The 21,872-nt window shown below is 62.4% G+C and carries 26 protein-coding genes; 5 read left to right on the top strand and 21 right to left on the bottom strand.

Annotation, left to right across the window (positions count from 1 at the left end; genetic code table 11):
* Positions 1 to 11: 11 nt before the first annotated feature.
* The 4 genes from ACGYLI_RS09665 to ACGYLI_RS09650 form a co-directional block, all read right to left on the bottom strand.
* The gene (locus ACGYLI_RS09665) at positions 12 to 656 is read right to left on the bottom strand and encodes a hypothetical protein (protein WP_394419033.1); all 645 of its coding nucleotides are present in this window, start codon (positions 654 to 656) and stop codon (positions 12 to 14) included.
* Positions 657 to 860: 204 nt separating this feature from the next.
* Positions 861 to 1,007: a hypothetical protein gene (locus ACGYLI_RS09660; RefSeq protein WP_156505615.1), complete on the bottom strand. Its 147-nt coding sequence runs from the start codon at positions 1,005 to 1,007 to the stop codon at positions 861 to 863.
* 17 nt (positions 1,008 to 1,024) lie between these two features.
* Positions 1,025 to 2,212 (bottom strand): zinc-dependent alcohol dehydrogenase, encoded by a 1,188-nt coding sequence (locus ACGYLI_RS09655; RefSeq protein WP_271689205.1) that lies wholly within the window; start codon positions 2,210 to 2,212, stop codon positions 1,025 to 1,027.
* 10 nt (positions 2,213 to 2,222) lie between these two features.
* On the bottom strand, positions 2,223 to 2,918 hold the full coding sequence (locus ACGYLI_RS09650; protein WP_394419032.1) for an SRPBCC family protein: 696 nt from the start codon (positions 2,916 to 2,918) through the stop codon (positions 2,223 to 2,225).
* 206 nt (positions 2,919 to 3,124) lie between these two features.
* Here ACGYLI_RS09650 and ACGYLI_RS09645 point away from each other — a divergent pair, with 206 nt between their 5' ends.
* Both ACGYLI_RS09645 and ACGYLI_RS09640 read left to right on the top strand, forming a co-directional pair.
* Complete coding sequence (locus ACGYLI_RS09645; protein ID WP_394419031.1) at positions 3,125 to 3,880, top strand: transporter substrate-binding domain-containing protein; 756 nt, start codon at positions 3,125 to 3,127, stop codon at positions 3,878 to 3,880.
* Positions 3,877 to 4,893, top strand: a complete 1,017-nt coding sequence (locus ACGYLI_RS09640) for a cation transporter (protein ID WP_394419030.1) — start codon at positions 3,877 to 3,879, stop codon at positions 4,891 to 4,893. The genes ACGYLI_RS09645 and ACGYLI_RS09640 overlap by 4 nt, the downstream gene beginning before the upstream one ends.
* A 98-nt stretch (positions 4,894 to 4,991) precedes the next feature.
* Here the strand turns inward: ACGYLI_RS09640 and ACGYLI_RS09635 are convergent, their stop codons facing one another.
* Positions 4,992 to 5,846 (bottom strand): SDR family oxidoreductase, encoded by an 855-nt coding sequence (locus ACGYLI_RS09635; RefSeq protein ID WP_271692136.1) that lies wholly within the window; start codon positions 5,844 to 5,846, stop codon positions 4,992 to 4,994.
* Between the two features lie 270 nt (positions 5,847 to 6,116).
* Here ACGYLI_RS09635 and ACGYLI_RS09630 point away from each other — a divergent pair, with 270 nt between their 5' ends.
* Positions 6,117 to 6,341, top strand: a complete 225-nt coding sequence (locus tag ACGYLI_RS09630; RefSeq protein ID WP_394418763.1) for a hypothetical protein — start codon at positions 6,117 to 6,119, stop codon at positions 6,339 to 6,341.
* Positions 6,342 to 6,362: 21 nt separating this feature from the next.
* On the opposite strand, the gene ACGYLI_RS09625 is transcribed toward ACGYLI_RS09630, so the two are convergent.
* The 7 genes from ACGYLI_RS09625 to ACGYLI_RS09595 form a co-directional block, all read right to left on the bottom strand.
* Entirely contained in the window at positions 6,363 to 6,608 is a 246-nt protein-coding gene (locus tag ACGYLI_RS09625) for a hypothetical protein (protein WP_394419029.1), read from the bottom strand.
* A 66-nt stretch (positions 6,609 to 6,674) separates the two neighbouring features.
* Entirely contained in the window at positions 6,675 to 7,514 is an 840-nt protein-coding gene (locus tag ACGYLI_RS09620) for a hypothetical protein (protein WP_394419028.1), read from the bottom strand.
* Between the two features lie 89 nt (positions 7,515 to 7,603).
* Positions 7,604 to 7,921 carry a hypothetical protein gene (locus ACGYLI_RS09615; protein ID WP_394419027.1) on the bottom strand — a complete coding sequence of 106 codons (318 nt, stop codon included), beginning with the start codon at positions 7,919 to 7,921 and terminating at the stop codon, positions 7,604 to 7,606.
* A 105-nt stretch (positions 7,922 to 8,026) separates the two neighbouring features.
* Entirely contained in the window at positions 8,027 to 8,986 is a 960-nt protein-coding gene (locus ACGYLI_RS09610; protein WP_394419026.1) for a calcium-binding protein, read from the bottom strand.
* A 169-nt stretch (positions 8,987 to 9,155) separates the two neighbouring features.
* Entirely contained in the window at positions 9,156 to 9,509 is a 354-nt protein-coding gene (locus tag ACGYLI_RS09605; RefSeq protein WP_394419025.1) for a helix-turn-helix domain-containing protein, read from the bottom strand.
* A 227-nt stretch (positions 9,510 to 9,736) separates the two neighbouring features.
* Positions 9,737 to 10,117 (bottom strand): hypothetical protein, encoded by a 381-nt coding sequence (locus ACGYLI_RS09600; RefSeq protein ID WP_394419024.1) that lies wholly within the window; start codon positions 10,115 to 10,117, stop codon positions 9,737 to 9,739.
* A 102-nt stretch (positions 10,118 to 10,219) separates the two neighbouring features.
* On the bottom strand, positions 10,220 to 11,122 hold the full coding sequence (locus ACGYLI_RS09595) for a DUF305 domain-containing protein (RefSeq protein ID WP_394419023.1): 903 nt from the start codon (positions 11,120 to 11,122) through the stop codon (positions 10,220 to 10,222).
* Between the two features lie 221 nt (positions 11,123 to 11,343).
* Here ACGYLI_RS09595 and ACGYLI_RS09590 point away from each other — a divergent pair, with 221 nt between their 5' ends.
* Positions 11,344 to 11,595: a metal-sensitive transcriptional regulator gene (locus ACGYLI_RS09590; RefSeq protein WP_394419179.1), complete on the top strand. Its 252-nt coding sequence runs from the start codon at positions 11,344 to 11,346 to the stop codon at positions 11,593 to 11,595.
* Between the two features lie 12 nt (positions 11,596 to 11,607).
* On the opposite strand, the gene ACGYLI_RS09585 is transcribed toward ACGYLI_RS09590, so the two are convergent.
* A complete protein-coding gene (locus ACGYLI_RS09585; protein WP_394419022.1) occupies positions 11,608 to 11,910 on the bottom strand; it encodes a hypothetical protein in 303 nt (100 codons plus the stop codon).
* A 45-nt stretch (positions 11,911 to 11,955) separates the two neighbouring features.
* Entirely contained in the window at positions 11,956 to 14,235 is a 2,280-nt protein-coding gene (locus ACGYLI_RS09580) for an adenosylcobalamin-dependent ribonucleoside-diphosphate reductase (RefSeq protein ID WP_394419021.1), read from the bottom strand.
* A gap of 167 nt (positions 14,236 to 14,402) precedes the next feature.
* Here ACGYLI_RS09580 and ACGYLI_RS09575 point away from each other — a divergent pair, with 167 nt between their 5' ends.
* Positions 14,403 to 14,822 (top strand): DUF1489 family protein, encoded by a 420-nt coding sequence (locus ACGYLI_RS09575; RefSeq protein ID WP_394414438.1) that lies wholly within the window; start codon positions 14,403 to 14,405, stop codon positions 14,820 to 14,822.
* 3 nt (positions 14,823 to 14,825) lie between these two features.
* On the opposite strand, the gene ACGYLI_RS09570 is transcribed toward ACGYLI_RS09575, so the two are convergent.
* The 7 genes from ACGYLI_RS09570 to ACGYLI_RS09540 all read right to left on the bottom strand — a co-directional run bounded on the left by ACGYLI_RS09570 (position 14,826) and on the right by ACGYLI_RS09540 (position 21,720).
* Positions 14,826 to 16,646 (bottom strand): AMP-dependent synthetase/ligase, encoded by a 1,821-nt coding sequence (locus ACGYLI_RS09570; protein ID WP_394419020.1) that lies wholly within the window; start codon positions 16,644 to 16,646, stop codon positions 14,826 to 14,828.
* A gap of 11 nt (positions 16,647 to 16,657) precedes the next feature.
* Complete coding sequence (locus ACGYLI_RS09565) at positions 16,658 to 17,452, bottom strand: ABC transporter ATP-binding protein (RefSeq protein WP_271689106.1); 795 nt, start codon at positions 17,450 to 17,452, stop codon at positions 16,658 to 16,660.
* Between the two features lie 71 nt (positions 17,453 to 17,523).
* Entirely contained in the window at positions 17,524 to 18,732 is a 1,209-nt protein-coding gene (locus ACGYLI_RS09560) for an ABC transporter substrate-binding protein (protein ID WP_271692183.1), read from the bottom strand.
* A gap of 28 nt (positions 18,733 to 18,760) precedes the next feature.
* The gene (locus tag ACGYLI_RS09555; protein WP_394419019.1) at positions 18,761 to 18,949 is read right to left on the bottom strand and encodes a hypothetical protein; all 189 of its coding nucleotides are present in this window, start codon (positions 18,947 to 18,949) and stop codon (positions 18,761 to 18,763) included.
* Positions 18,946 to 19,830, bottom strand: coding sequence for a branched-chain amino acid ABC transporter permease (locus ACGYLI_RS09550; RefSeq protein WP_394419018.1), 885 nt, complete (start codon positions 19,828 to 19,830; stop codon positions 18,946 to 18,948). Before ACGYLI_RS09550 ends, ACGYLI_RS09555 begins: the two co-directional genes overlap by 4 nt.
* Complete coding sequence (locus tag ACGYLI_RS09545) at positions 19,827 to 20,831, bottom strand: branched-chain amino acid ABC transporter permease (protein ID WP_394419017.1); 1,005 nt, start codon at positions 20,829 to 20,831, stop codon at positions 19,827 to 19,829. Before ACGYLI_RS09545 ends, ACGYLI_RS09550 begins: the two co-directional genes overlap by 4 nt.
* 73 nt (positions 20,832 to 20,904) lie before the next feature.
* Positions 20,905 to 21,720: an ABC transporter ATP-binding protein gene (locus ACGYLI_RS09540; protein WP_394419016.1), complete on the bottom strand. Its 816-nt coding sequence runs from the start codon at positions 21,718 to 21,720 to the stop codon at positions 20,905 to 20,907.
* Between the last annotated feature and the right edge of the window lie 152 nt (positions 21,721 to 21,872).

The raw sequence follows: 21,872 nt of genomic DNA, 5'->3' as shown, positions 1-21,872 counted from the left end.
TTCCCCCCGCATCAATCGCCCAACAGAAAACGTGACAGCGTGATCTGAACCGCGAAAACAGTGTCGCCGCCTTCGGTGTGGTTCACGTAGCTGAGCAATGACGCATCGAGCGGCGCGTTGCCCTCGTCGAGATCGTAGTTCACCCCGACCTCATAGCCCGTATAATCCAGAATATCGTCCCGCTCGACAAAGGCATAGGCATCAACGCGGTCGTTGAACGTATAGCCGCCTTCGAGCTTATAGACCCAATCGCCCCGCTCCGGCTCGACCCCCAGATCGACGGTGGCTCGCCACTCTTCGCTCACGCTATAGTCGAATTTGCCATGCAACTCGCCGCGCACATCGCCCGTCTCATCGCGCAGAAAGCGGGTGTAATAGGCGTCATAGGCCAGTTTCTCCGTGAGATCGCCACGGTGGCCCAGCGTCAGTTCGAATTGCGCGTCATCCCTTGGGTCGTCCAGCGATAGAACGAGGGCATGGAAATAGGCCGGGCCATAGGCGACCTCCGCAAAAGCCTCGATCTCCGCGCTTTCGGCGGCACCGGGGCCATCGTTGAGACGGTAAAAGAATTTCGGCGTGACGCCCACCTCTAGGCTCCAATCCGAGGCGGAGGTGTTCCGCTCCATCTCTGGGGCTGTGGCGGTTGTCTGATCCACCGTTTGCGCCAAGGCCCCAGCGGGGGCCAGAAGGCATATGAGCGATAGGGTTTTGTGAAACTGTGGCATCCTTTTCTGCCTTTCTATGAAATCGGTTAATATTCGCGGGGTCTAATCTGCCCCTTCTGCGTGCGTGAGATGGCGCCCGGAAAATGCCCGGGCGATACGAAAAAGCAGCGCGATTTTCTCGCGCTGCTTTGCCGTTCACTTCTCTTGCTTCACCACCTTTTGCGGGTTCTTTGGGTCGAACTCCTCGGGGCGGTGCGCCGCGCCCTCGTGGTCGTCCTGCGCATTGTGGCGCTCACGATGGGGCGGGCGTTTCTCTTTGGCGTGATCTGGCTCGTTTGGCATGTCACTCTCCTTTTTTGCTATGCAGCGGCCTGCATGCCGGGTTTGAGGACCACTTTGGTCCAGTCGTTCTGATCGAAGCGGAAGTTGTGATAGCCCTTGGCGGCCTGCTCCAGCGGCAGGCGGTGGCTGATCATGAAGCGGGTGTCGATCTCGCCCTCGGCGATGCGGTGCAACAGCTCCTTGGTGTAGCGCTGCACATGGGTCTGGCCGGTGCGGATTTGCAGACCTTTCTCCATCATCGCGCCCAAGGGGAACTTGTCGAGGAAGCCGCCATAGACACCGGGGACCGAGACGCGACCGCCCTTGCGGCAAGCCATGATCGCTTCACGCAGCACATGGCCTCCGTCAGCACCGACGCCGACCGCCTGTTTGACGTTGTCCATCATCGTATCGGGCGCGAAACCGTGGCTTTCCATGCCGACCGCATCAATCACCGCATCGGGGCCGTGACCGCCCGACATCTCCATCAGCGCCTCCAGCACATGGGTCTGGGTGTAGTCGATGACCTTGGCCCCCATCTGCCGCGCGAGGTTCAGACGGTTCGGGTAGTGGTCGATCGCGATGACCTGCGCGGCCCCCATCTTGAGCGCGCTTTGCACGGCGAAAAGCCCCACCGGGCCGCAGCCCCAGACGGCGACGGTGTCGCCCTCTTCGATGTCGGCGTTTTCGGCGGCCATCCAGCCGGTCGGGAGGATATCCGACAGGAACAGCACATCGTCATCGTCGAACCCTTCGGGAATGACGATCGGGCCCACGTCAGAGAAGGGCACCCGCACATATTCTGCCTGTCCGCCGGGATAGCCGCCGGTCAGATGAGAATAGCCAAACAACCCGCCGACCGCGTGGCCGAATTGCTTTTCGGTCAGATCCTGTTTGTCCGCCGGGTTGGAGTTGTCGCAGGCCGAATACTGGGTCTTTTTACAGTGAAAGCAGGAGCCGCAGGAAATGGTGAAAGGCACCACCACCCGCTGGTCTTTCTTAAGGGTGCTCTTGGGGCCGGTCTCGACCACCCGGCCCATGAACTCATGGCCCAGAATATCGCCCGCCATGACGCCGGGGATCACGCCATCATAAAGGTGCAGGTCAGAGCCACAGATCGCGGTCGAGGTGACCTCGATAATGGCGTCGCGGGGGTTGACGATTTCCGGGTCGGGGACCGTATCGACCCGCACGTCGTGCTTGCCTTGCCATGTCAATGCGCGCATGTCTCTCTCCTCACTTGTCCGATTTGCGATTGGCGGAGGTGGCGATCTCGCCGGTCTCCATCAGCATTTTGAACCGCTTCAAATCCCGCCGCCCTTGAAGCGCGGGTTCGGTCTGAAACAGCTTGGCGATCCAGCGCCCCAACTCCCCGGCGGGCGGGTTATAGGCGATGATCGCCTCCACCTCGGTGCCCCGGTCGCCCGGCGCGTCGCGGAACGAGACTTTGCCCTCGGTATCGATCTGCGAACTGTCGAGGGCGCGCCACGCGATCTCTTTTCCCGGTTTGTCACTGACCACCTCGGTCTCGACCCGCAGGTCTGTCCCCGCCGGGCCTGCGATCATCCAACGGAACTGACCCTTCGCGACGTCGATCGGCTCGACCGCCTTCACGTTCTCCATGAACTCTGAGAGCTTTGTGAAGTCGCGCCAGTGGCGGTAGAGTTCGTCACGCGGACGGTCGATCGTCACCGTGCGTCCGACAACGGCATAATCCCCGAAACGCGCCTGTTTCGCACTGCGCCCGGGCGCGGAATCTGCTGGCCGATGGCCCAGCCCGTCACGATCCCGCCGCGCGGCGTAGAGCGCATAGGCAGAGGCCCCGGCGAGCGCGCCGACGCCAAGCCCCCAGAACAGCGAGCTTTGCCGCTCTGTCAGCGCGTCCCGCGCGCTCTCAGTGGCGCTGCGTTGGTCGTAAGGATAAGATGTCATCAAGAAACCTCCTGTTTCTGAATATGGCAGACCGAGTGTTTCAACTGGAACGCGAGGGTCGCAGCAGGTGTTCCGAAGAAGTGGCTCCAAAGCGCGGCTCCGGCGGAAATCAATCCATCGTGTGCAGCGGTCGCGCTGCCCCTAACAGGAACTTTTCGGGAAACCGCCCGTTGATCCCCTGCGATCCGGCCCAAAGGAATAATGTAATGACGCCCCGCGAAACTACGCCGCATGGTGCCAAAGGCGTGGACAATTCAATTGGTTTGAAAATTTTGATCCCCCTCGCTGCCCTAAGCCTGCTCGCCGCTTGCGACGACCTGCGGTTCCCTCGGGATGTGGAAGACACCCTCGAAACCGTTCTTTCTAAACAGAAAATGACCGTGGCGGTATCGGAAAACCCACCATGGGTCGTGCTGGCAGACGGCCAGCCGCCGCAGGGGGTCGAAGCCGACCTGACCCGCGCCTTCGCCGAAGCCTTGGGGGTGGCCATCGAGTGGAAGCACCTCGGCGCCTTCGCAGCGTTGGAGGGGTTGGAGAAGGGTGACATCGACCTTGCCATCGGGGGTTTCACCCGTAAGGACGTGACCCCGGTAAAAGGTGCCGCGCCGAGTTACGCCTATTTCGAGGAGTCCTTTGTCATCGGCAGCCGGGGGCCAGACGCCCTGCCCCATGACATCGAAGGCCAACGCGTTTTCGTACCGCCCCACCTGCCCCTCGCCGCGCTGGTTGAAAAGGAAGGCGGCATTCCGGTGGATCAATGGGCGGAAGATCTCAACCTCGCCGCAGTTCCCCATTGGCAACTTGATGAGAAAGACCTTACCGCCACCGAAACCACGCTACAGCGGGCGCAGCATGTCGTTGCCGTGCAGCAGGGCGAAAACGCTTGGCTGATGGAGATCGAAGGCTTTCTTCGAGATGAGGCCGGAACCATCGGGGCGCGTCTGCGCGCATCCGCCCCATGACCCGCTCCATCCGCACCATGCCCAAAGCGCAGAAGAAAGCGCTGCACCGCGCGCGCTGGCTTGAGGTCATCTGGATCGCGGTCTTGGGGTCGATCGTGGCGGCGATCTATTTTGCAGTGGGCAGCAGCCAAGCGATGAAAACCGCTTGGATTGAAGACCTGCTCAGCTTCGTGCCGCCCATTGCCTTTCTGGTTGGCTCGTGGATCGAAGGGTGGAAGCCCAACCGCCGTTTCCCACTGGGCTATATCCGTGTCACATCAATCGCTTATCTGATCAGCGCCGTGTCGCTCGGCGGGGTCGGGATTTTTCTTATCGTCGATTCTTCCATCGCACTGTTCAAACAGGAGCACCCCACCATCGGCAGTGTCGAGCTTTTCGGCACCACCATTTGGTTCGGCTGGGTGATGATCGCGGCGCTGGCCTATAGCGTCGTGATGCCGGTCATTTTCGGCCATCTGAAAATGAAACCCGCCAAGATGCTCCATGACAAGACGCTCTATGCCGATGCGATGATGAACAAGGCGGATTGGATGACAGGGCTTGCCGGGATCGTGGGCATCCTCGGGATCGGCATGGGCTGGTGGTGGGCCGATGCGGTCGCGGCCATCGTGATCGCCTTGGATGTGCTGCACGACGGTTTCAAACACACAGGCGCGGCGATCCGGGACCTCAGCGATGAGATGCCGCGCACGATAGAGGATAAAGAGTTCGACCCGCTAATCGAAGAGGTGCAAAATACTTTCAACGCGCTGCCATGGGTCGGCGAAAGCCGCCTGCGCCTTCGCGAAGAAGGGCGCTTTCTGACCGGCACGATCTATGTCGTGGCGCATGAAGACGGCGGCACGCCCGAGAGGGTCGAGGCGGCGGAGGCCGAACTGCTCGACCTGCATTGGCGCATTCACGACATCTCGATCATGCCACGGACCGAAATTGCGGAGTCGGTCACGATTGAAGGGGCGGATGACGGCACTCTGCCGCTGCGGTCCGGCGCCCGGCGGCGTCCGGTGGGGTGACCGAGGGCGCATCGCGTCCAATTTAAAACTGACCTACAGCCACGCCCCCGCATCGACTTTGCCCCGCGCCATCGCACGCGGGGCAACATTCATCTGGCTTATCCGCCGACCAACGTGCCGCCGTTCGGATGCAGCACCTGCCCGCTCATATAAGACGAATCCTCGCAGGCGAGGAACAGCAGCGACGGGGCCACCTCATTCGGCTGACCGGGGCGGCCAAGGGGGGTATTTTCGCCAAATTCCTCAACCTTATCCGCCGGGAAGGAGGCCGGGATCAGCGGTGTCCAGATCGGCCCCGGGGCCACACCGTTGACCAAAATCCCCTTGGGTGCCAGCTTGCTCGCCATGGCCCGCAGGAAGGACAGGATCGCCCCTTTGGTCGACGCATAGTCAAGCAGTAGGTCCTGACCCTTATAGGCGGTGATCGAAGTGACACAGATGATCCGCGCGCCCTTTTTCAAATGCGGCAGCGTTGCCTGCGTCATCAGGATCATGCCGATGATATTGGTGCGGAACGTGCGTTCGATCTGCGCTTCTTCGATGTCTTCGAGGCTTTCCTGCGCGTGCTGTTCGCCCGCGTCATTGACGAGAATGTCAATCTTGCCAAAGCTCTCCATCGTGCGGCTTACGGCATCTTTGCAAAAGGCTTTTTCACCGACATCGCCTTCCAGCAACAGCGCCCGACGGCCCTCGGCCTCGACCAATCGCTTGGTCTCTTCCGCGTCGCGGCTTTCGTTGCGGTAGACGATGGCGACATCCGCCCCCTCGCGCGCATAGAGCAGCGCCGTGGCGCGGCCGATCCCGCTGTCGCCCCCGGTGATCAGCGCCACCTTATCCTTGAGCCGGTCGGAACCGGGGTAGCGCGGGGTATAATCGGGCGCGGGGTCCATCTTATGCTCTCGCCCGGGCTGGCTCTGTGGGCTGTCGAGGGCATCAAAATTCTGATCTGTCATGGTGCATTCCTATCTGTTGTGGCCCCGCGCGGGCGGAGCGTTCAAAAAACTAGGGTTACAAAGGGGCAATGATCGCTTTGCCGGTCTGGTTTCAGCGCGGCAGCGGGATAAGAGGAATTTCGCGCATCACGGGTGTTGCTCGTAGGGCCCGGTCGCCTTCCCGCGTCGCTGCCTTCCAGCGGTGGCAAGCCCCCGCCAATCACCAGCGGGCCAAGGAACCAAGCATCAGCCCCATGGTTTTTCAGGTAACTTTGAGAAGGAGTATACCCCATGCGAATGAGCGCATTGCTGATCTTCGGCGCCGGTGCCGCGAGCCTCGCCTATCTGATGAACCGCCAGTCCCGCGCCCAAAGGGCGGTGGCATATGACCGGGCGCAAGACCACGTCCGCGTCGCGGGCCCGCGCGAGATGATCGACCCACCCCGTAAATGGAATATCGTGGATGAGGCGGTCGACGAATCCTTCCCCGCCAGCGATCCGCCCGCGACCTATTGATAGCGGGCTGCGCGTGGCCGGTTAGAATACGAATTTCCGATCCTGAGCCACCGCGCTTCCCGTCAGGTCGCCTTGCAGAAAGATCACCCCATGCGCGCCGAGGCCGACCGCAACACCGCCCTCTCGCGCCGTGATCTCAAGATCATCGAGCCCCCTGATGCCAGAGAGCGAGAGCTGGATCACATCGACGCCGGGGGTGAAGTCGGTGATGACATCGCCCTGTGCAACCTCCCCTCGGAAAAGCCGAAAACGTCGTCGCCCGTCCATCCCGTGACGGTGTCTGCCCCCGCCCCGCCAACGACCGTGTCATGCCCGATGCCGCCGTTTAGCTGGTCACCTTATGCCCACCTCATCGTAATCCCGCGTGCGAATGTTCCACTCGGTGATATGCAGATCCAAGTCTTTCTCGAAATGGGCGTCCCAGACCTCGTAATCGCGGTCGATGAACTTTTGCTCGCTGCTTGAATCGGTATAGGCGAGGTCGGTTTTATTGTAATAATAGTGCTCGACCACGCCATCCAGCGCGGCGCGGGCATCACTGTCCAATTCGCCGATGATCGCTTCGTTGGCGGCGGTCAGACGGGTGATATAGCCGCGCGTGTCCTTATCACCGGTAAAGTCCGGCTCCCCCGTGGGGGTGGCCATCTGCACGATAATATCCGCCTGTTCGGCCTCGGACAGCCCCGCCGCCAGCATACCATCGCGCAGGCCCAAGACCGCGAGGTTGGCCTTTTGGCCGTATTCGCTTTCGGCCATCCGCGCCCAGTATTCATTCCCGACTTCAAAGGCTTCGACCAAATCGCCATAGTCCGCCATGACTTTCTCGGCGAAGGGCGTCACTTGTTCTTCAACGAAGGCGGCGTATTCCTCGACCGTCATCAGCCGGGTCGCGATGACGAGGGTGACTTGCACATCGTTGTCGCGCGCCCAATCCAGCATCTCGATGACTTCGGGCCGAAGATCGTGGCCGCCTGCGCCATTCGGCACCATCTCAACCACGTTGAGCCATTCTTCCCCATCCACCAGCCCGTCGAAAGGGTCGCCCTGCCCGCCCGGAAAGCGGATATGTTCGATCTCGAGCGCGTCGGTCGAAGCGGTGAAATTCTCCGTGGGCAGCCCTGCATCGGTGTTCACCGTGAAAACCGCGTTCCCCCCGAAATGGTCATTCGTCACCACCGCCCCTGTCGCCGTGGCCGAGGTGAGGGCCGTCGAAAGATCGACCCCGCGTGACAGCGCCCCCTCCCGCGCCGGGGCGAAAGCCTCTACCGCTTCCGCCCCGCCTTCCTCTTGGCCGCTCCAGACGGCTCACTCCCGGCGAGGTTCGTCAGCCATGAGCTTAGCTCTGTGATCTCCGTAGGGGTGACGCCGAGCAGATGCGCCACGGCCTGACCTTCGTATAGAACGAGCGTGCTTGCCCCCTCGCCGCTCGTCTCAAGCGTCACACCGGCGGCCACCTCTTCTGCGCTCAGAGGAATGCCGTTTTCATCCACCAGCGTCACAGGTTCGGGCATGCCGTCTTCGGACAGCACTTCATAGCCGAATACCGTGATCGGCTCTGCGTCCCCCCCACTGAGGGTCAACTCATAGCTGTCGCGCCCCTCGAACCCCGCGATGAAATCGCCATCGTCGGCGCGGATGGTATCCCAGCCCGCCCCGCCAAAGACTGTATCGGCGCCCTGCGCCCCCTATCCGTCGCGCCCGTCCAACAGATCGTCACCGTCCCGCCCGCGCAGCCAATCCCCGCCGCCGCTGCCAGTCAGGCTGTCATCCCCGGCCCCGCCGTTGAGGTGATCGTCCCCTGCGGTTCCGGTCAGCACCTCACCCGCTTCGCCCAGCCCCTCTTCATGGACCTGAAAGTTGCCGATCCAGATGGTCTGATGAAACAGCTCTTCGGCGGTATAGCCTTCGATAATGGCGACTTGCTGGCTTCCGAATACGATGCTCGCGCCAGAGCCATCCGGCATGTCGCCGATACCTGCGTTCAAAGACCCATCGAAAAAGGCGCTGCGCGGATAGATGGCCCCCTCGGGGTCGGTAAAGAAGACTTGGTCGGGCCGTTCACCATAGTCCGCACGCGAGAAGTCGAGATCGGTGATGACAACCGGGGCGGCACCGTCGCGCCCGGTGGGCACCATGAAACGATCCGCCCCTTCGCCCCCGGTCATCCGGTCGCCGTCATCCCCCCACATGCGATCATCGCCCTCGCCACCTGCGATGTGATCCGGCGCGCCGAGGGCTGAATCGAGGGCGAGGATGATGTCGTTCCCCGCCCCGCCAGTGAAATCGTCGGCCCCTGAGATATCGTCGAACAGGTCATCCCCGGCGCCGCCGATCATCCTGTCATCGCCAAGCCCGCCGAACAGCCGGTCGGACCCGGCACCACCGCGCGCCACATCATCGCCCGGCCCGGCAAGGATCGCGTCATCGCCGGAAAGGGCTGAGATCGTATCGTCGCCCGAAAGCCCCCGGATAAGGTCCGCGCCATTGGTGCCGGTAATCAGGTCATCGCCCGAGGTTGCTCCGACATCCGTGGGGTTTTCGCCTGTGTCGTCGTCTTCGTCGGGCAAGGGAGCGGGGTCTGCCTGTCCACCAAGGGAAAGAAACATCAACCCGAGCAATGGCGCCGCGATCATCAAAGACAGCATTCGCCCTTCTCCTCAATACTTTGCCTCCGCGGCGGCGCGTTGAACCTGCGCGCCACCGAAGCGGACCAGCGTCGGCCCCGGCGCGAGATGCGGCGTTTGCCCGAGGGCTATTCAGTTATCCGTAAAAGGGCTATCCGATCCGCGCGGCCACTGTCCGAATTGCGTAGCCTCAGAAGGGTTTGCGGCTCTGGTCGGTCGCCCGCGCCAAGGTGGCCGAAGGCGCCTCGTTATATTTACGGCGATAGGATTGGGCGAACCGACCCAAGTGAGAAAACCCACAGTCCAGCGCGATTGCCGTCACCGAACCGCCCGCGCCGGACAGAAGCCGCGCTCTGGCTTTCGTCAGCCGAATGGCGGTCAGATGCTCCCACGGGGTCTGCCCCGTCGCTCGGAAGGCCTCCTGAAGCCGCCGGTCGCTTCCGCCCGTCATGTTGAAATGATCCGGCGCGCTGAACAGCATAGAACGGCAGTCACTGCCCCGGCGCGCGCTTTCTTCCCAATGCTTCACGTCGTATCTGAGCATAACTCGCGGCGTCCCACCGGTTCCAATAGCGCAAGGTTAACATACTTCGCCCGTGTGCAAGGTCTTTTCCAAGTTCGCAGGCGAGGTACAAGGTCAGACGCTCGCCAAAAACAAAAGCACCGCAGCGGTCAGAATTGCGATCATTCCCCCGACCCGCCAATTACTTGGCTGCGGGGCGACGGCATAGGCCGAGAGCAAGAGAACATTCGCGAATGACGCGGCCCAGGTTACCAAATGCGGATAAGAGCCCGCCAGCCTCGGCGTGGCCCGGACTCGTGGCCATATACCGTGATACCAGCCGCGAGGGCACAGAGTCCGAGAGCAAGAGAAACCCGCGTCAGTAGTCCTGCGCTTCCCACCGCGCGCGAGGACGCCCGCCAGACCGATACGCCAAGAAGCGAGATCACCAGCCATCCGACCCAGTAGAGCCATTCCGGCGTGGCCTCGAAAACGATATGCGAAATCACCACGAAGGGCCCGAAACACAGCGGCAACCAGCAAAGAGCGGCGCAGAGCCGCAAGTTTGACCCCGCGCCAGAAGCGGCCCCGCGCTGCGAAAGCGACAGCAGCAGGAAGCCGATGATCCCGATAATGAGGCTGGCTGTCACTCTGGGCACTCCGCGTTTGGGCTCACCCTATTGGGAGAGAGCGATATTGCGCAAGCCGTGGCCAAAGGGAGGGCACCAATCCGACCTGCCCCTTCCGACCCGTTACATCTCGCTCTTGCAGTCCAAGAACCCGCGGTAGCCAACGGTCAGTCCACGGTCGAGGTGGAATTTCAACTCGGCTTCCGAACGGCTCAGGTCACCGTCCGTATCGGTCCATTCCGCCCCGGCGAGGGGGGCAACGGTCACGTCGACGCCATCGGCGGTGAAGCCCGCACCATCGGCAAGGGCGGCTTGGTCAATGGTCTCATTGGATTGCATCTCGATCAAGGTGCCCGACAGTTTAATGCCCCCGGTGGTGCCCGCCATCACGAGGGTCGGATCGCCTTCGTTGGTGCGGCTGAACTGGCAGGTGGCCTCAGCGCCGAGCAAGCTGTCTACATCCTCTGCGGTCAATGCCGCCGGGTCGACCGCGGCCACCTCGGCCGAAGAGAGAGCCTCTTCCACGGTGCCGACCTCCGCCGCGCCTTCTTCTTTGCCAAGCTCCGGGTCAATCGCATCGCCGTTCTCTTCGATATCGGCGATCAGGCTGCGCATCTCGGCGATTTCCTTGCGCTGTGCCGCAATGATGTCATCGGCCAGTTTGCGCACGCGTGGGTCGGAAAGCTCAGCCCGCTCGGAGGTCATGATTGCGATCGAATGGTGCGGAATCATGGCGCGCATATAGCTGGTATCGCCGACCGTCGCTTGGCTGCGGACCAGCCATAGGGTGAGCGCGAAAACCACGATGGAGCCGATATAGATGGCGATGTTGATGGCTTTGTTCGAATACATCGACAACATGAAACTAAGCATAATGACCGTCATCACGGCCCCCATCAACAGCGCCATATAGGTCCGCGTTTCACTGAAGAAGACATGTTCGAACGCGTAGGTGTTGAGGTACATCAGGCCAAACATCACGATGGTGGAGGTCGCGATCATTGCGGCGAAACGCCAATAGGACATGGGTGTCTCCTTTATCAACTTTATGCGCGATGCGCCTTGGCACCGTGGCAATCAAGGGCGGGGGAGGCTATGATCGCCAGACCCGATGCGGGCCCTTGCAACGCGCCGGCAGAATGCGAGTGAGGCGGCCCCAGATACCCCCATGTGGAATGTGAACCGGCGACGGTCGTCTTAGTTCCGATGGGTGGAGGCATCAGACGTGGAAGCAGAACAAGGCAGCGATCCTCGAGCGGCTGGCGCGGCTGGAAGGGCAATTGCGCGGCGTCACGCGGATGGTCGACGAAGGGCGCTATTGCGTCGACGTGCTGGTGCAAACCGCCGCCGTCCGCTCGGCCCTGCGCGCCGTGGAGCGCTTGGTGATCGAAGATCACGCCAACCACTGTATGGAAGAGGCGATCCTATCGGGCGATCGTGAGGAGCAGCGGCAGAAGTTCAGTGAGTTGGTTGCGTTGCTGGAGAAGGCGCGGGATTGAAGGGGTACCGTTTTAGGGCTTTGCCAGTGGCGACATCAACGGAATTTTCAACTGACCTTTGCGCTCCGGGCCAAGGTCCGCGACGGTCAGGTGGTGTTGTGGCTGAAATCCATCTGGGATCACCCCCTTACCTTCTGGGCGCTGCTTGGCGGTTGCAGGAAGGAGGCCACGGCGATTGAAGCCGCGGTCGTCTGGCGCCGAAAGACGACGGTGTGCCAACCGTGAAATTCGGAACGGATGGCAGGCTGCGCGTTCAGCCCCTTGAATTACAACGCAAAATGCCGACCCTTTCGGATCGGCATTCAGCAAACTCATTTTCCGACAGTTTCTAAAACCGAGCGCTTCATAAGGCGCGTTTGATCACCCACACTTACTATGCCCGCAGCTCCCGCAGGTCATGCAGCCCTCGACCATCCGCATGTCGAACTGACCGCAAGACGGGCAGGATTTGCCGCGCGGGGCGTCGAGGCCGACGACCTTCGCCCGCGGGTCGGTCTTCAGCCCCATGCCCTCGCCCGCGATGAAGCCGGTGGCGATCATATGGCGCTCGATCACACCGCCGATGGCCGCGAGGATTGAGGGGATGTATTTGCCCTGCATCCAAGCCCCGCCGCGCGGGTCGAAGACGGCTTTCAGCTCTTCCACCACGAAGGAGACATCTCCGCCACGGCGGAACACGGCAGAGACCATGCGGGTCAGCGCCACTGTCCAGGCGAAATGCTCCATGTTCTTCGAGTTGATGAAGACCTCGAAGGGACGGCGGTGACCGTTCAGCACGATGTCGTTGATGGTGATGTAGAGCGCGTGCTCGCTGTCGGGCCATTTGACCTTATAGGTGTTGCCCTCCAACTCGGCGGGGCGGTCCAGCGGATCGGACATATAGACGATCTCGCCGCCTTCGCTGACCTGATCGGGACTGTCGGCGGGTGCCTTGTCGCTCTTCTCGGAAGAGACGCTCAGAACCGAACCGGTCACATCGTTGGGGCGATAGGTGGTGCAGCCTTTGCAGCCCGTGTCCCACGCCTGCATGTAGACGTCCTTAAAGGCATCAAAGGAGATGTCCTCGGGGCAGTTGATGGTCTTAGAGATCGAACTGTCGATCCATTTCTGCGCCGCGGCCTGCATCTTGACGTGGTCGGCGGGCGGCAGGGTCTGGGCGTTGACGAAATAGTCGGGCAACGGCGCGTCACCCTTCAGCTCGCGCCACATCTGCACGGCGTAGTCGACGACCTCTTCCTCGGTCCGGCTGCCGTCTTTTTGCAGCACCTTGCGGGTGTAGGCATAGGCAAAGACCGGCTCGATCCCCGAGGACACGTTGCCCGCATAGAGGCTGATCGTGCCAGTGGGCGCGATGGAGGTCAAAAGCGCGTTGCGGATACCATGTTCGCGGATCGCCTCGCGCACGTCGTCGTCCATCTGCTGCATGGTGCCGGAGGCGAGGAACTTCTCGGCGTCAAAGAGCGGGAAGGCCCCCTTCTCTTTCGCAAGGTCCACGCTTGCCAGATAGGAGGCGCGGGCGATGGCTTTGAGCCATGCCTCGGTCTGCGCCGCCGCCTCGTCAGAGCCGTAGCGCAGGCCGACCATCAACAGCGCATCGGCAAGGCCGGTAACACCCAGACCGATGCGGCGCTTGTTCTGCGCCTCGGCAGCCTGTTCGGGCAGCGGGAAGTTCGACACGTCGACCACATTGTCCATCATGCGAACAGCGGTGGCGACCAACTCGCTCATCGCGTCTTGGTCGAGATGGGCGTCGTCCTCGAAAGGCTGAGCGACCAGACGGGCAAGGTTGATCGAGCCCAGAAGGCAGGCGCCATAGGGCGGCAGGGGCTGCTCGCCACAGGGGTTGGTGGCGGCGATGGTCTCGCAATAGTTCAGGTTGTTGGCGGCGTTGATGCGGTCGATAAAGATCACGCCCGGCTCGGCGTAATCATAGGTCGCCTGCATGATCTTGTTCCACAGATCGCGCGCCTGCACGGTTTTGTAGACCTTATCGCCAAAGACGAGGTCCCAGGACCCGTCGGCCTTCACGGCCTCCATGAAGGGGTCGGTGACCAGCACGGACATGTTGAACATGCGCAAACGCGCGGGGTCGGACTTGGCGGCGATGAAATCCTCCACATCCGGGTGATCGCAACGCATGGTCGCCATCATCGCACCGCGGCGGCTGCCTGCGGACATGATGGTGCGGCACATGGCGTCCCAGACATCCATGAAGGACAGCGGGCCGGAGGCATCCGCCGAGACGCCCAACACATCCGCGCCGCGCGGGCGGATGGTGGAGAAGTCATAGCCGATTCCCCCGCCCTGCTGCATGGTCAGCGCGGCCTCTTTCAGCATGTCGAAGATGCCGGACATGCTGTCGGGCACGGTGCCCATGACGAAGCAGTTGAACAGGGTCACGCGGCGCGCGGTGCCCGCGCCTGCGGTGATCCGGCCTGCGGGGAGGTATTTGAAATCCTCCAGCGCGTTGAAAAACTTGTCTTCCCAGACGTCCGCCTTCGATTCGACCTGCGCGAGGTCGCGGGCGATGCGGCGCCATGTGTCCTCCACCGTGACGTCCTTCGGGGTGCCATCGGCCCCTTTAAAACGGTATTTCATATCCCAGATTTGTTCGGCGATCGGGGCGGTAAAGCGGGACATGGGGTAACTCCTGAAGTCGATTGGCAGGGGGTCTTATTAGCTAGCCTATGGCGGGCTGCAAACAGTAAATTCACCTCCAGCATACAAGAATTTGCATGTGATTGAAATCCAACTACCTTATATGGCGTGGATCAAAGGAATCGCTGGGGGGCGATGTGACCGGTAAAATGAACCTGATAAAGCTTTCGGTCGGCACCGAAGGCGTCGAAAGCCTCGCCAAATGGCAGGCGCGCAAGGACGTGCGCACGCATGACGGGCTGCCGCGCCATGTGACCCGCATGTGGCCCAAGCGCGAGGCCGAGATTCTCAACGGCGGCTCGATCTACTGGGTCATCAAAGGCGTGATCCAAGCCCGCCAGCGCATCGTCCGGCTGGAGGAGATCACCCGCGCCGACGGCATCCGCCGCTGCGCCATCGTGCTCGATCCCGAGATCATCCGCACCCAGAACAGCCTGCGCCGGGCCTTTCAGGGCTGGCGTTACCTCAAGCCCGAGGATGCCCCGCCCGACCTGCCCGAGGGCCGCGAGGCCGAGGCGGAACTGCCCGTGGAATTGAACCGCGCGCTGGCCGAGATCGGCGTGCTCTGAGCCTCAGTTGGCGTAGAGCGCCTCGATCTGATCGCCGTAAAGCTCGTAGACCTTGGCCCGGCGCACCTTCATCGTCGCGGTCACCTCGCCGTCGTCGTGATCAAGCTCCTTGCGCATCAGCCAGACCTTCTTGACCTGTTCGACCCGCGCCAGATCGCGGTTCTGCTTGGCCACCTCCGCGTCGATCAACTCCTGCACCTTTGGGTGCTCGGCCAGCGAGCGGAAGGTGGTATAGGCGATCCCCTGCCCCTCGGCCCAGAGCCGGACCGTATCCATGTCGATCTGCACCAGTGCTGTCACATAGGGCCGCTTGTCGGCCACGGCGACCACCTCCTTGATGAAGGGGCTGGCCTTGATGACATTCTCGATATGCGCGGGCGCGAGGTTCTTGCCCGCGGCGTTGATCATGATGTCCTTCTTGCGGTCGATCAGCGTGATCGAGCCGTCGGCCTCCTCGCGGCCCACGTCGCCGGTATGCAGCCAGCCGTCACGGAGCGTCTCGGCGGTGGCCTTGGGGTTCTTGTAATAGCCCTTGAAGATGGTCCCGCCCGAGAACAGCACCTCGCCATCCTCGGCGATCTTGGTGCGCACCCCGCTGACCGGAAAGCCGATGCGCCCGTCGCATTGCCCCCATGAGCGCTGGATCGTGCCCACGCCCGAGGTCTCCGACATCCCCCAAGCCTCGCGGATATTCACGCCAATGCCGCGCATGAAACCCAGCAGTTCGGCGCTGATCGGCGCGGCGGCGGAGATCGCGAAACTGGTCCGCCCGAGGCCGAGATAGCTGCGGATATGACGGTAGATCAGCGCGTCCCAAAAGGCGTGGGCGAGCCGGTCCCCGGCGCTCCACTTGTCGCGTCGGATCATGCCGCGCCGCTGCGCGCCCTTCAGCGCCATCAGCGTCATCGGTCCCTTGATGCGCCCGGCGGTCTGCGCCTGAACCAGCACGCCCGCCTGCATCTTCTCCCAGATCCGCGGCACGCCGAAGAAGACCTGCGGTGCGACCTCCCGCAGGTCAAGCGTGATGGTCCGAAGACTCTCGCCAAAGTTCATTACGAATTGCTGCGCCAACCCGTTGATCACCGTCACCGCCTGTTCCGCGATGTGGCACAGAGGCAGGTAGCTCAGCACATCCGTCCCCGGCGGGTAGTCGCCAAAGACATCCCGCGCCACGCCTACGCCCGCGTGGATGTTGCCATAGGAAATCTCCGCCGCCTTGGGCAGCCCGGTGGAACCGGAGGTGAAGACCATCATGGCGGTGTCGTCGGGCTCGATCCCCGCCTGCCGCGCGCGCAGGTCGTCTTGCAATTCCGAAAGCCGCGCCCGGCCCCTGTTGAGCAGGTCGTCGAAACTGATCAGCCCCAGCAGATCCTCGCCCCGCGTGCCCTTGGGGTTGAAAATTACCAGCTGGCGCAGCTGCGGCACCCGGTCGCCCAACTCCTTGATCTTGTCGAGCTGTTCCTGATCCTCAATGAAGAGCACCGTGCTGTCCGAGGCGTTGATCAGATGCTCCAACTCCGCCGCCGGGCTGGTGGGATACATGCCCACGACCACGCCCGCCGCGGCGTTGATGCCGAACTGCGCCTGCACCCATTCGCTGCGGTTCTCGCTCAGGATGCCGACATGATCGCCCGCCTTCAGACCCAGATCGACAAGCCCCGCGGCGGCGGCCTGCATGATCTCCTGCAGCCCGGCCCAGGTGATCTCGTTCCAGATGCCGAATTCCTTTTGCCGCATCGCCACCCCGTCGGGGCGGTTCTTGGCATGGTTGTGCACCATGCGCACCAGCGGCGCGAAATCGCCCTTGAACTCGTCAAATGCCATCACGGGCCTCCCTAGCTGAGCCAGCGTTTGCGGCGCTTGTAATGTTTCACGTCGCGGAAGGACTGCCGCGCGCCGCCCTCCTCGCCCATGCCGAGGTAGAAGGACTGGATGTCCTTGTCCCCGCGCAGCTTCTCCACATCGCCCTCCATGACGATCTGGCCGCTTTCCATGATGTAACCGTAGTCGGCGACCGAAAACGCCACGCCGGCGTTCTGCTCCACCAGCAGGATCGCGGTGCCGTCCTCTTGGTTCAGCCGCTTGATCGTGTCGAAAATCTCAGCCACCACCTTGGGGGCAAGGCCGAGCGACGGCTCGTCCATCAGGATGAGCTCGGGCCGCGCGATCATCGCCCGGCCAAAGGCCAGCATCTGCTGCTCCCCGCCCGACAGATAGCCCGCGATCTGCCGCCGCCGCTCCTTCAGCCGCGGGAAGAAGGCATAGACTTTGTCGTAATCCGCCTTCGCCTGCCGTCGGTCCAGCGCATATGACGCCGCAATCAGATTATCTTCCACCGTCATCTCGCTGAAGATCCGCCGCCCCTCGCGCACGTGGAACAGCCCCTGCTGCACCAGACGGTCGGGCTGGATCGACATGATCGACTGGCCCTTGAAGGAAATCCGCCCCTCGCCTACCTCGCCGTTCTCAAGCGCCAGCAGGTTGCTCGCCGCCTTCAACGTCGTGGTCTTGCCCGCGCCGTTGGTGCCAAGCAGCGTGACGATTTTACCGTCCGGCACCTCGAGCGACAGCCCGCGCAGCGCCTGCACCGTGTGGTGGTAGGTCACTTCGATGTTCTCGATGGTCAGCACGCGGGGCCCTCTCTCTTTTTGGCCAGAAATACTTCGGGGGTCCGGGGGCAGCGCCCCCGAACCTCCATCATTTACACCGTGAACCAGTCCGATTTCGGCGTGAACAGCCCGTCCTCGGGGTTGTAGCCATAGACGCGGCCAGTCCCGATGGCGTTGTTCTCCATGCTTACCGGACCGCCGAAGAAGCCGCCCGAATCCCAGTTCGAGATGCCTGAGAGCTTCTCGGCGATGTTGTCCGGTGTCAGTTCCAGCCCGGCCTCGGCAGTGTCGCGGAAGGCCTTCATGGCGATCTCCAGCCCGCACATGGTCTGGATTGCCCATGTCGACATGTAGTTCTCCAGGGGCGTGCCTGCGAACATCTGCTTGCTGAGTTCAGCGTACTGCTGGTAGCGCGGCGCGTCTTCGCGGTCATAGAAATAGCGGTAGGGCATGACGCCCTCGTAGCCCGCAAGGAAGGGCCCCGCCTCGGCGGTGATCCGGTCGGCAATGAGCTTTTCCATGCCCCAGAAAGTGCCTTTGAACTTGACCGGCAGGCCGAATTGCCGCGCGCCGCCGATGAGCTGCGGCCAGACGCCGGTAACATAGCCCTGCAGGATGCAGTGATCCGCGCCGGATTGCGCCAGCTTGGTGACATGGGTCGGGATGTCCGCGCCCTCGGCCTTGGTGCTTTCCTCAAGCACGACTTCAAGGCCCAACTCCTCCGCCGTCTTGCGGCCATGTTCGATCGGGTCGCGCCCGAACTCGGTGTTGGAGAAGATGAAGGCCACCTTCTGCCCGCCCTCGTTCTTGATGTTCTGCAGCAGAATATCAAACTGGCTCTGGTAGGTCGGGCCCGAGAGATACTGATAGGGATGGGTCGCCGGGTCGGCGAGTTCCGAGGCAAAGGAGGTCGAGCCCATGATGCGGGCGTTCTCGCCCTTGAGTTCAGGCGCGATCAGCTTCATCGCCCCGGTGCTGTCGGCGAAATAGCCGATCATGTTCTTGCCTTCCGAGGCCAGCGCGCGCTGGTAGTTATTGAGCGCGTTCTGCGGCACATAGCCCGAATCCTCGGTGACGAAGCGAATGGGCACACCAGCCACGCCGCCCTCGTCGTTGAACAGTTTCGCGGCCATGGCGAAGGCAGGCGCGACCAATTGCCCCGCCGTGGCGAAGGGCCCGGTGAGCGGCAGCGAGGCGCCGAGCACATATTCCTTGGGCTGGGCGCGCAGGATCATCGGCGTGCCGATGGCCGCCGTCGCGGCAGCCGTGGTGGCGAGGAAGGATCGGCGGTTCATGGTCATCTGTCTTCTCCCTGATGTGGCCTTTTGATTACCCGCGCGCAAACGGCCAACGGTTTGCGGCGCGCAGGATGCGGTCGACGATCTGGTTGATGCCCAAGGGCTCCTTGAGCAGAAACAGCACCAGCAGCACGCCAAAGGCGATCTGCTGCAAGGGCGCGCGCAACTGCCCGGCGCCGGCGCTGTCCCCAGCCAGCGCGCCGAAGAGCACCTTGATCACCTCGGGTACCATGACGACGATGATGACACCGAAGACCGCCCCATCGTGCGCCCCATGCCCCCGATGATCAGCGCCGCCACGAGGTTGAGCGAGAGCGCCAGTTCGAACTGTTCGGGCAGGATGCGGGCGTAGAAATAGGCGAAAAGCGCCCCGGCAAGGCCGCAGTAGGCCGCTGAGAGGGCAAAGCTCATCAACTTGTAGCGCAGAAGCGAGATGCCGAGGATCTCGGCGGAATAGTCACGGTCGCGGATCGCGATGAAGGCGCGCCCCACCCGGGTGCGGATCAGGTTTTGCGCCGCAAGTAGCGAGATCAGCCCCACCACTGCGATCAGGCCGAACATCTCGCGCTTGGTATCCAGCTCCCAGCCCAGCAGGTTCGGCACATTGGTGTTGAGCCCCACCATGCCGCCGGTCCAGGGGGCAAAGAGGTCTTCCTCAATCAGGAAGATCACGATGAAGTTCGCCGCCAGCGTCGCCACGGCAAGGTAGAGCCCCTTGACCCGCAGGCTCGGCAGCCCCACGAGCACACCCACCGCCGCGGCCAGCGCCACCGCCAGCGGCACCGAGACGAAGGGCATCAGTCCTGCCGGGATCACCCCCGCCCCGAGGTTGCCGAAGATCGTCACCGCATAGGCGCCGATGGCGACGAAAGCGCCGTGGCCCAGCGACACCAGACCGGTATAGCCCGTCAGGATGTTGATCCCCACAACCGCGATCAGCAGGATGCCCATCTGGCTCGCGATCAGGATCAGGTAGTCGTTGCCGAACAGCGTGAAGAGCACGAGCGCAAGGATCGAGCCGTAGACGAAGGCCTGTTTGTAGCGGTTGTTCAGCACCCGCTCGTCGGCGGCATAGCTGGACTTCAGGTTGGCGTTGATCATATCCGCTCGACCTCCTTTTGCCCCATCAGGCCGTGGGGTCGCCAGATCAGTACCACCAGCACGGTGACGTAAGGCACGATCTCGGCCCAGCCGCCGCCCATCTGCCACTGGGTCATGGCTTCGAGCACGCCCACCACCATCGCCGCGATCAGCACGCCGACGTAGCTATCCAGCCCGCCCATCAGAACGATCGCCAGAACCGAAAAGCCAAAAAGCCCGAGGCTCGGCGAAATGCCGTTACGGGTGGCGAGGATCGCGCCCGCGATGGCCCCCGTGGTGCTGGCCAGCACCCAGGCGCGGGAAAAGACCTTGGGAACCGAGATGCCCATGGAATAGGCGGTGGACTGGTCTTCGGCCGTGGCGCGGATGGCGATGCCGCCCTTGGTAAACTTCACGAAGGCGACGATGCCACCAAACAGCAGCAGCGCCACGGCCATGTTCACAAGATCGGTGCCGAAGAGGAAAATCATCGTGCCGAAAAGCTCGAAGCGGATCGGCATGTTGGGCGCGATATAGGGCACTGAGGCGGCATCCGCCGTCCAGATCAACTGCGCCGCGCCCGACAGGATCGAGATCAGACCCACCGTCACCATGATCATGGCAAAGATCGACTGCCCCATCAGCGGGCGCATCAGCACCCGCTCGATCACCCGGCCGAGGATCGCGTTGCAGACCAGCGCGCCCGCCAGTCCCAGCAGGATGCGCGGCAGGTTCGCCACCCAGTCGAGCACCGCCGCCACGGGCGAGAACATCGGCAAATCGCCCCGCATCTCGACCATCCAGCCGGGCTGCCACGAGGCCAGCCAGCCGGGCGCCCAAGGCTGCGCGGGAACGATCACGGCGAAGGTGAAATAGAAATAGGCGCCGAACATGATCAGGTAGCCATGGGCGAAGTTCACAACCTTGGTGGCCTTGTAGACGCTCACGATGCCCACGGCGATCAGCGCATAGATCGCCCCGGCCATCAACCCGTTGATCCCAAATTGCACGAACTGCCCCATCAGAGCGCCTCCCTTTCCTTATCCTCGGAATTTTTCAAAAATTCCGTCGCGATTTCTTCAAAAGAAATCGGCGTCATGCCGCGGCCCCCAGATAGGCTTCGATCACCGCCGGGTTGTTGGAGACCTCCTCGGGCGTGCCGCTGGCGATCTGCTGGCCGAAGTTCAGCACGACGATGCGGCTACAGATGTCCATCACCATGTGCATGTCGTGCTCCACCAGCAGGATCGTGGTGCCGAATTGCTCCTGCACGTCGAGGATGAAACGCGCCATGTCGGCGGTCTCTTCGCGGTTCATGCCCGCGACCGGCTCGTCCAGCAGCAGCACGCGCGGGCGCATCGCCAGCGCGCGACCCAGTTCGACCCGTTTCTGCAAACCGTAAGGCAGCATCGTGATCGGGTATTTGCGGATGTGGTCGATCTCGAGAAAGTCGATCACCTGCTCTTCGATCTCGCGCCGCAGCTCCAACTCGGCCTTCTGCGCCGCCCCGAAATAGCGCAGCGCCTGCCAGACATTGGTCTTGAGCCGCGTGTGGCCGCCAAGTTTGATGTTGTCGAGCACGGTCATGCCGCGAAACAGCGCGATGTTCTGAAAGGTCCGTGCGAGGCCAAGGCCCGCGCGCTTGTCGGGGCTGAGCGTTGTGATATCCTGACCCTCAAAGGACACGCTGCCCCGGTCGGGCCTATAAAACCCTGAAATCGCATTGAAAAGTGAGGTTTTGCCCGCGCCGTTGGGGCCGATCACCCCGGTGATCTCTCCGGCCTTGGCTTCGAAATTCACCCCCTGCAGCGCCTTGATGCCGCCAAAGGACAGATGCAAATCCTCAACCCTCAGCAATCGCCCACTCCCATGCGGCGACGGCTGCGGCCCCCCGCAAGGGGCGCGTGACATCCGATCATCGACGGATCCTCCCTATGTCCCGACCCCTGCCCCTTTTGGCGGTGCTTGTGGTATCGGCCTGTTGACCCTTTCACCCTATCCGAAGCGCGGCATCTCGCAAGTCTTTCGGTTAGGTGCGCGGCAAAGCGCCCCCGCGCCGAAGC

This window comes from Sulfitobacter sp. 1A13421, from assembly GCF_043557285.1.
Lineage (GTDB): Bacteria > Pseudomonadota > Alphaproteobacteria > Rhodobacterales > Rhodobacteraceae > Sulfitobacter > Sulfitobacter faviae.
This window is presented reverse-complemented; position numbering and strand designations above follow the sequence as displayed.

Excerpts from the sequence above, each read along its gene's own strand:
- ACGYLI_RS09625 (WP_394419029.1), bottom strand. The coding sequence starts at position 6,608 with ATGGACGGGCGACGACGTTTTCGGCTTTTCCGAGGGGAGGTTGCACAG.
- ACGYLI_RS09570 (WP_394419020.1), bottom strand. The coding sequence starts at position 16,646 with ATGGCATTTGACGAGTTCAAGGGCGATTTCGCGCCGCTGGTGCGCATG.
- ACGYLI_RS09660 (WP_156505615.1), bottom strand. The coding sequence starts at position 1,007 with ATGCCAAACGAGCCAGATCACGCCAAAGAGAAACGCCCGCCCCATCGT.
- ACGYLI_RS09655 (WP_271689205.1), bottom strand. The coding sequence starts at position 2,212 with ATGCGCGCATTGACATGGCAAGGCAAGCACGACGTGCGGGTCGATACG.
- ACGYLI_RS09545 (WP_394419017.1), bottom strand. The coding sequence starts at position 20,831 with ATGGGGCAGTTCGTGCAATTTGGGATCAACGGGTTGATGGCCGGGGCG.
- ACGYLI_RS09575 (WP_394414438.1), top strand. The coding sequence starts at position 14,403 with ATGAACCTGATAAAGCTTTCGGTCGGCACCGAAGGCGTCGAAAGCCTC.
- ACGYLI_RS09635 (WP_271692136.1), bottom strand. The coding sequence starts at position 5,846 with ATGACAGATCAGAATTTTGATGCCCTCGACAGCCCACAGAGCCAGCCC.
- ACGYLI_RS09640 (WP_394419030.1), top strand. The coding sequence starts at position 3,877 with ATGACCCGCTCCATCCGCACCATGCCCAAAGCGCAGAAGAAAGCGCTG.
- ACGYLI_RS09585 (WP_394419022.1), bottom strand. The coding sequence starts at position 11,910 with ATGAGTTTGCTGAATGCCGATCCGAAAGGGTCGGCATTTTGCGTTGTA.
- ACGYLI_RS09540 (WP_394419016.1), bottom strand. The coding sequence starts at position 21,720 with ATGTCACGCGCCCCTTGCGGGGGGCCGCAGCCGTCGCCGCATGGGAGT.
- ACGYLI_RS09550 (WP_394419018.1), bottom strand. The coding sequence starts at position 19,830 with ATGATCAACGCCAACCTGAAGTCCAGCTATGCCGCCGACGAGCGGGTG.
- ACGYLI_RS09595 (WP_394419023.1), bottom strand. The coding sequence starts at position 11,122 with ATGTCCTATTGGCGTTTCGCCGCAATGATCGCGACCTCCACCATCGTG.
- ACGYLI_RS09610 (WP_394419026.1), bottom strand. The coding sequence starts at position 8,986 with ATGCTGTCTTTGATGATCGCGGCGCCATTGCTCGGGTTGATGTTTCTT.
- ACGYLI_RS09605 (WP_394419025.1), bottom strand. The coding sequence starts at position 9,509 with ATGCTCAGATACGACGTGAAGCATTGGGAAGAAAGCGCGCGCCGGGGC.
- ACGYLI_RS09630 (WP_394418763.1), top strand. The coding sequence starts at position 6,117 with ATGCGAATGAGCGCATTGCTGATCTTCGGCGCCGGTGCCGCGAGCCTC.
- ACGYLI_RS09580 (WP_394419021.1), bottom strand. The coding sequence starts at position 14,235 with ATGTCCCGCTTTACCGCCCCGATCGCCGAACAAATCTGGGATATGAAA.
- ACGYLI_RS09560 (WP_271692183.1), bottom strand. The coding sequence starts at position 18,732 with ATGACCATGAACCGCCGATCCTTCCTCGCCACCACGGCTGCCGCGACG.
- ACGYLI_RS09650 (WP_394419032.1), bottom strand. The coding sequence starts at position 2,918 with ATGACATCTTATCCTTACGACCAACGCAGCGCCACTGAGAGCGCGCGG.
- ACGYLI_RS09645 (WP_394419031.1), top strand. The coding sequence starts at position 3,125 with ATGACGCCCCGCGAAACTACGCCGCATGGTGCCAAAGGCGTGGACAAT.